The sequence below is a fragment of the Arthrobacter sp. HMSC08H08 genome, from assembly GCF_001807575.1.
GTDB lineage: Bacteria > Actinomycetota > Actinomycetes > Actinomycetales > Micrococcaceae > Pseudoglutamicibacter > Pseudoglutamicibacter albus.
Genome location: NZ_KV789392.1, coordinates 74,755 through 81,698 on the forward strand (window position 1 = coordinate 74,755; position 6,944 = coordinate 81,698).

The window sequence follows — 6,944 nt, forward strand, 5'->3', positions numbered from 1 at the left end:
GCTGTAGTTCACGGCACTGGGTAAGTTCACGGCGCTGGGAAGGCTATGCGGCGCTGTGCTTCATGCCGTGCACGACCGCGGCTGCGGCACACAACTGAGCAATGCGTTCCAGGCTGAGTTCTTCGCCGCGGGCCGAGGCCCGAGCGGCGTGGGTTGCGAGCATCGCCCCCAGGACACCGGCGAGCTTATCCCCCGAACCTGCGCGCGCGAGCTTCGCAGCCGCGGATGCCGCGAGGAACGTGACGCCGCTCGGCGCAGCAACCACCGTCGCTGAGCCTTTGAGCAGCACAACCGCGCCAACAGCTGCCGCCAGATCCCGTGCTGCGGAGACCGGGTCTTCAGCCGGGTCCGCGGCGTCTATACCCAACCGGTTCACAAGCGCTAGAAACTCTCCCGCGTGAGGCGTCAACACGTGGACCATAGTGCTGACTTCAGCTCCGGCATCCGTGTCAGTCCGAGCCGCTATCGAGGGTTCCCATACCGCGAGCGCTGAGGCATCCACGATCACAGAGCCCTGGGCACCGCGCATCACGGCGAGCGCCGGTTCGAGGTCTTCGGGCTCTTCCCCGAGCCCCGGGCCTACGACCCACGCGTTCACCTTAGAGGCCACCGCAGGCCACCCGTTCGATGCTGATTCTGCCGAGCCGGCCGGCGAAGCAAGCTCAGCCCTGTCGATGTTGACGACCTCCGGCAGAGTCTGCACCACAGCCTGGCCAGCAGCCCCACGCCCTGCGGTTACGAGCATCCCGATCCCGCCGCGCCCGGCATCGTGCGCTCCGATGGCGGCCGCTGCTGTAGAGCACAGGACCGCGGCCCCGGGATAGGCGGGCGAACCTGCGACCATGCCGAGGACTCCACGCGAATATTTGTGGTCGCCGGGGCGTGGCGCCAGGAGCTCGCTCTCAGCGTCGGCGGGGGTTATAAGCCGCGGCATGAGGTGAGTATCCTGCGGGGCCTGTAGCCCGATTTCCACGAGGTAGATGTCGCCGGTTTTCTCACGCGCCGCCCCGGCCACGAGCCCGCGTTTGAGTGCGCCGAACGTGACCGTGATGTCCGCGAGCGGCACCATTTCATCCGCGTTGCCGGTCTGTGTGTTGAGCCCCGAGGGGCAGTCGGCTGCGACAACCAGCGCGTCCAGGGTTTCCCCGTGCACCGCCCAGGTCTGCGCATCCGCGTCCCAGCCGGGAATCGGCATCCCGCCTTTCGCGCCGATCCCCAGTACTGCGTCCACGATCACATCCGCGCAAGCTAGATGCTGAAGCACCTCGTTATGCTTCGTCGCGCCAGAGCCCTGCCCTGCCTCATGTTTGTGGTGCTTCACGACCTCGACCCCGTCGGCGGTTGCCGCGGCTGCAGCGCGTTCGTGCCAGCGGTCCGCGACCATCACGGCCACACATCGTGCCCCGCGACCGGAAAGCTCGGCGAGCGCATAGAGTCCGTCACCGCCGTTGTTGCCGGGGCCGATCAAACCCACGATGAGCGCCCCACGCAACTGAGAACCCGTCCCGGGCATGGACGGTGCCGGCATTGTGAGCGCGGCTAACGTTTCAGGCCCGGCCACGGTCGGTTCCGGAAGGGCGGGCCGGTTGGTGACGGCCCGGGCGATGTGCACGGCAAGCCCGTAGGCCGCCTGTCGCATGAGTTGATCGGGGTTGCCTGCGGCTTCGCATGCGGCGAGCATCGGGGCTTCTGCCGCGCGGACCTCGTCGGGGCTATAGAGCAGGTGCATCGGTGTACCTTCCGGGCTGGGAGCCTGTCTCGGGGCCTGTCTCGCGGGCCTGTTTGTTCTAGCCTTCGGCGATCACGTACGCGATCGCTACGTCGCCGTCGTGGGTGAGGGATATGTGCCAGCTTTTGACACCGAGCTGGTCGGCGACCTCTTTCACGCTACCGCGCACATCGAGCACCGGGGCGCCGGAGTCCAGTGTGCACACTTCGCAGTCATGCCACACCATTCCCCCGGGGGAGCCGAGAGCTTTCGCGACCGCTTCCTTCGCGGCGAAACGCGCGGCCAGCGAGCGGGTCCGCACCTCACGCTCGCTGGGGCAAAACAGACGTTCAACCAGAGCAGGGGTGCGCTGGATCAGCTTCTCGAAACGCGGAACGTCCACAACATCAACACCGATGCCCACAATCATGTTTCGATGCTATCGCTGTTCACACACGCTTTGCTCGCGCGCCATCGGCATCCGAGGCTCGCGGCCGCTAAGCAAGCTGGCCCCTGCTGAATGCCTGTGAATACCGCCACGCATACAGGTTTTATTTACCTGCCGCTAACCTTCGCTGGTTTAATGCGGAACATGAACCAGTTCAAAGTCCGCAAAGCTGTCTTCCCTGTGGCAGGCCTCGGAACCCGTTTCCTCCCAGCTACGAAAGCGATGCCTAAAGAGATGCTGCCGGTTGTTGACCGGCCAGCTATCCAGTACGTCGTTGAAGAGGCAGTGAACGCGGGGCTCGATGATCTCCTCATGATTACTGGGGCGCCTAAGCGTTCGCTTGAGGATCATTTCGATGCCTCCCCTTACCTCGAAAATCAGTTGCAGCTAGCGGGTAAGAAGAAGCTCCTTAAAGCTGTCCAGCAGGCTGCTGAGCTCGGCGATGTCCACTACATCCGCCAGGGTGAACCTAAAGGCCTCGGTCACGCGGTTGGCCGCGCAGCTCTGCATGTGGGTGATGAGCCGTTCGCGGTATTGCTCGGTGATGACCTCATTGAGGAGTCCTCTACCCTGCTGCGTGACATGATCACTGTGCAGTCACGCGTTGGCGGGTCCGTGATCGCCCTCATGGAGGTGGATCCGGAAGATATTTCCTCCTACGGGTGCGCTGCCGTCGAGGCAATCCAGGACGAGGAGTTTGTTCGCGTGACTGACCTCGTGGAGAAACCAGCTGTTGCGGATGCGCCGTCGAACCTCGCGGTCATCGGCCGTTATGTTCTGCACCCAGCGGTTTTCGATGTACTTGAACGCACCGCTCCCGGCCGTGGCGGTGAAATCCAGCTGACCGATGCCCTGCTTGAACTCGCCGCGATGCCAGCTGAAGAAGGCGGCGGCGTGACCGCGGTCATCTTCCGTGGCCGCCGCTACGACACCGGCGATAAGCTTTCCTACCTCAAAGCAGTCATCGAGATCGCGTGCCAGCGCGAGGACCTCGGCCCGGAGCTACGGGAGTGGCTCAACGAGTTCACGGCTTCATAGCCGGTCGGCGTCGGGTTCGCTGCGCTGGGTTCGCTGCGCTGGGTTCGCTGCGTCGGATGCGTTCAGGTGACTGCGTTGCGGTGAGTGCGTGAACTGGAACGTTATTCGACGGTCACTGACTTTGCGAGGTTGCGTGGCTGGTCAACGTCCAGGCCCTTGGCGGAGGCAAGCTCCATCGCGAAGATCTGGAGCGGAACCACCGTCAAGAGTGGGGCGAGCAGGGCCTTGGTCTCTGGGACACGGAAGACCCATTCAGCATAGTTACCTACGGCCTCGTCGCCTTCCTCAGCGATCACAAGGGTCTGGGCGCCGCGGGCGCGGACCTCCTGGATGTTGGAGACCACTTTCGAATGCATCGAGTGGCGGCCCGATGGGGACGGCACCACAACGAACACGGGCTGGCCTTCCTCGATCAGCGCGATCGGGCCGTGCTTGAGCTCACCAGCGGCGAATCCTTCGGCGTGGATATAGGCGAGCTCTTTGAGTTTGAGCGCACCTTCCATCGCTACCGGGTAGCCCACGTGCCGGCCCAAGAACAGTACCGCTTCGGTCTCGGCCATGCTGCGAGCGAGCTCGCTGATCTGGTCCTTCTGGGCCAGGATCTTCTCGATCTTGTCCGGGATCTCCGCCATATCGGCCAGCAGGTCAGCGACTTCGCCGGAGAACATGTTGCCGCGTAGCTGCGCCAAGTACAGGCCCAGCAGATAGGTCGCCGCAACCTGGGCGAGGAACGCCTTGGTTGAGGCCACCGCGATCTCCGGGCCGGCGTGGGTGTAGAGCACCGCATCGGATTCGCGTGGGATCGATGAGCCGTTCGTGTTACAGATCGCGAGCGTACGCGCGCCCTGTTCCTTCGCGTACCGCAACGCCATGAGGGTGTCCATGGTTTCCCCGGACTGGGAGATCGTCACGATCAACGTGGATGGGGTCACGATCGGGTCGCGGTACCGGAACTCATGGGACAACTCGACCTCAACCGGGATGCGGCACCAGTGTTCGATCGCATATTTAGCGACCTGGCCTGCATAAGCGGAAGTACCGCACGCGAGCACGATGATCTTGTCGATACCCTTGAGCTCGGCCTCGTCAATACGCAGCTCATCGAGTTTGAGGTGCCCGCGGGCATCCGTACGCCCCAGTAGCGTGTTCGCGACCGCTTCCGGCTGATCGAAAATCTCTTTAGCCATGAAGGACTCAAAGCCGTCCTTCGATGCCGAGGCCGCGTCCCAATCGACCGTGAACTCAGTGCCTTCAGCAGGGTTGCCGGAAAAGTCAGTGATCTCGTGGCTGGTTGGGGTGATCGTGACCACCTGGTCCTGATCCAGCTCAACCGCACGCTTTGTGAAGTCGATGAAGCCCGAGACGTCAGAGCCGAGGAAGTTCTCACCCTCGCCCAGGCCCACAACCAGTGGCGAGTTACGGCGTGCCGCAACCACAACCCCAGGATGTTCAGCGTGGATCGCCAACAGCGTGAACGCGCCCTCAAGCCGGGAAGCGGTCATCTGCATCGCCTTCGTGAGGTCGCCTCCGGCCTCGTTGCGGTACACGTCCCCCAACAGGACCGCGGCTACCTCGGTGTCCGTCTCCGACTTAAAGGTGTAGCCGGCTTCCAGCAGGTGCTTTTTGAGCGCATCGAAGTTCTCGATGATCCCGTTATGGATCAGCGCGAGCCGCCCCTCATCAGCCACATGCGGGTGCGCGTTGACATCGCTCGGGCCGCCGTGGGTGGCCCAGCGGGTGTGGCCAATGCCAGTGCCCGATGCCGGCAGAGGATTCGCTTCAAGCTCCGCCAACAGGTTGCCGAGCTTGCCGGCCTTCTTCCGGTATTCGACAACGTCGCCGGCATCGACTGCCACACCTGCGGAGTCATAGCCCCGGTACTCCAGGCGTTTGAGCCCCTCAAGCACCACATCGAGGGCGTCATGCTTGCCAGTGTTTTCCGGCCCCGGGCCGGCGTATCCGATGATTCCGCACATGCAAAAAAATTTATCACCTCTCCCCCGCCGCTTTTAATCGAACGCCCCTGTTAACAGACCACCGTTGCCAACCGAACACCCTTGCCAACCGAACTCCCTTGCCCCACGTGTGCGGTGCCTGCGTGGCCGAACAGCGTGGGTGGCCAGACCGTTTTCAACACGCGCGCGTTAAAGATGACACAATGAAGAGGATGACCACCGCCGAGGACCTCATTGATGAAGCGTTAGAAGACGCCTCGCTAGAGAACCAGAACACCGCCAGAGCCGCACACAGCGAGAACGCTGGCGGCCGTTCCCCGTTTGTAGGCTTGGACCGTGCCACGTGGGCCCGCCTGGCTCACACGATGGAGCAACCGTTCAGCACCGAGGACGTCCAACGCCTCAACGCGCTCGGTGACCGCCTCGACCAAGACGAGATCCGGGAAGTCTATTTACCGCTCTCACGTTTGCTTTCCCTCTATGTGGAAGGCGCGGCGGCTACCCATTCGGCGACCAACAGGTTCCTCGGAGAGCACTTCCGCCGCACCCCGTTCGTGATCGGAGTCGCAGGTTCCGTAGCTGTCGGCAAATCCACAACATCCCGCGTGCTGCGTGAATTACTGAGCCTCTGGCCAGGCACCCCTAAAGTGCAACTCGTGACCACCGACGGCTTCCTCTACCCCAATGAGGAGCTCATCCGCCGCGGCATCATGGACCGCAAAGGCTTCCCCGAATCCTATGACCAGCGAGCCCTGATGCGGTTCATCACGGAAGTGAAATCCGGGGTACCCAACGTCAAAGTCCCTACGTATTCGCACCACTTCTATAACATCGTCCCGAACGAATTCACGGTCGTAGACCAGCCGGATGTGCTGATCGTTGAGGGCCTCAACGTCCTCGCCCCACCTCGCCGGCGCGGGGATGGGACCGTGGGGCTTGCCTTGAGTGACTTCTTCGATTTCTCCATCTATGTGGACGCGCGCACCCGAGACATCCGCGATTGGTACATCAAACGCTTCATGCGTCTTCGCACCAAGGCGTTCAGTCTGCCGGATAACTACTTCCATCGTTACGCCCAACTCAGTGACGAGGAAGCGATCGAGACCGCAACCAGCATCTGGACGCGCATCAACGAACCGAACCTGACCCAGAACGTGCGCCCAACCCGAGGGCGCGCCCAGCTGGTACTAACAAAAGACTCAGACCATTCGGTCCACCACATGCTGTTACGGAAAATCTGAGTGAACCTGACGCAGATCACACGCCAATAGTTCGCGGTTGCCTCCCAAAGCACTCGTCATGCATTTATACTTTTAGCATGATCCAAGGATTCAAAGATTTCATCTCCAAAGGCAACGTCATGGATCTTGCCGTGGCTGTCATCATCGGCGCCGCTTTCGGTAAGGTTATCGACGCCCTCGTAGGCTCGGTCATCATGCCTGCTATCGCGATGCTGGTCGGCACCCCGAACTTCGATGACTGGCTGGTCTTCGGTTCCGTCAAGATCGGTGTCTTCCTCACCGCTGTCGTGAACTTCCTGCTCATCGCTGCAGCTGTCTACTTCTGCATCGTGATGCCAATGAACAAGATGATCGAGCGCCGCAACCGCAAGCTCGGCATCGAGCCAGAGGACGAGGCAGTCGACCCACAGATTCAGTTGCTCACCGAGATTCGCGACGCCCTCAACGGCACCGCTCGGGGTTCAGCTGGGGACCACGTAGCCCGCTAAAACTCACCTTCTGAATAAGATTCACCTTTGACGATGTAACGGTTAAACGGTTGGGGCCCGGAACCA

General features: G+C 62.0%; 6 protein-coding genes. 3 read left to right on the forward strand and 3 right to left on the reverse strand.

Annotated elements, in window-relative coordinates:
* Positions 1-43: 43 nt before the first annotated feature.
* Together HMPREF3175_RS05455 and HMPREF3175_RS05460 are read right to left on the reverse strand one after the other, a co-directional pair.
* On the reverse strand, positions 44-1,729 hold the full coding sequence (locus tag HMPREF3175_RS05455) for a bifunctional ADP-dependent NAD(P)H-hydrate dehydratase/NAD(P)H-hydrate epimerase (RefSeq protein ID WP_070491073.1): 1,686 nt from the start codon (positions 1,727-1,729) through the stop codon (positions 44-46).
* 58 nt (positions 1,730-1,787) lie between these two features.
* On the reverse strand, positions 1,788-2,138 hold the full coding sequence (locus HMPREF3175_RS05460; RefSeq protein WP_070491075.1) for a holo-ACP synthase: 351 nt from the start codon (positions 2,136-2,138) through the stop codon (positions 1,788-1,790).
* 162 nt (positions 2,139-2,300) lie between these two features.
* On the opposite strand from HMPREF3175_RS05460, the gene galU reads away from it, so the two are divergent.
* A complete protein-coding gene (galU, locus tag HMPREF3175_RS05465; RefSeq protein WP_141742476.1) occupies positions 2,301-3,194 on the forward strand; it encodes a UTP--glucose-1-phosphate uridylyltransferase GalU in 894 nt (297 codons plus the stop codon).
* Positions 3,195-3,295: 101 nt separating this feature from the next.
* Here the strand turns inward: galU and glmS are convergent, their stop codons facing one another.
* Entirely contained in the window at positions 3,296-5,170 is a 1,875-nt protein-coding gene (gene glmS / locus HMPREF3175_RS05470; RefSeq protein ID WP_070491077.1) for a glutamine--fructose-6-phosphate transaminase (isomerizing), read from the reverse strand.
* A gap of 191 nt (positions 5,171-5,361) precedes the next feature.
* Here glmS and coaA point away from each other — a divergent pair, with 191 nt between their 5' ends.
* Both coaA and mscL read left to right on the forward strand, forming a co-directional pair.
* Positions 5,362-6,390, forward strand: a complete 1,029-nt coding sequence (gene coaA, locus HMPREF3175_RS05475; protein ID WP_083289425.1) for a type I pantothenate kinase — start codon at positions 5,362-5,364, stop codon at positions 6,388-6,390.
* A 77-nt stretch (positions 6,391-6,467) separates the two neighbouring features.
* A complete protein-coding gene (mscL, locus tag HMPREF3175_RS05480; RefSeq protein WP_035754357.1) occupies positions 6,468-6,878 on the forward strand; it encodes a large conductance mechanosensitive channel protein MscL in 411 nt (136 codons plus the stop codon).
* Positions 6,879-6,944 lie beyond the last annotated feature (66 nt).

Excerpts from the sequence above, each read along its gene's own strand:
- HMPREF3175_RS05455 (WP_070491073.1), bottom strand. The coding sequence starts at position 1,729 with ATGCACCTGCTCTATAGCCCCGACGAGGTCCGCGCGGCAGAAGCCCCG.
- HMPREF3175_RS05460 (WP_070491075.1), bottom strand. The coding sequence starts at position 2,138 with ATGATTGTGGGCATCGGTGTTGATGTTGTGGACGTTCCGCGTTTCGAG.
- galU (WP_141742476.1), top strand. The coding sequence starts at position 2,301 with ATGAACCAGTTCAAAGTCCGCAAAGCTGTCTTCCCTGTGGCAGGCCTC.
- glmS (WP_070491077.1), bottom strand. The coding sequence starts at position 5,170 with ATGTGCGGAATCATCGGATACGCCGGCCCGGGGCCGGAAAACACTGGC.
- coaA (WP_083289425.1), top strand. The coding sequence starts at position 5,362 with ATGACCACCGCCGAGGACCTCATTGATGAAGCGTTAGAAGACGCCTCG.
- mscL (WP_035754357.1), top strand. The coding sequence starts at position 6,468 with ATGATCCAAGGATTCAAAGATTTCATCTCCAAAGGCAACGTCATGGAT.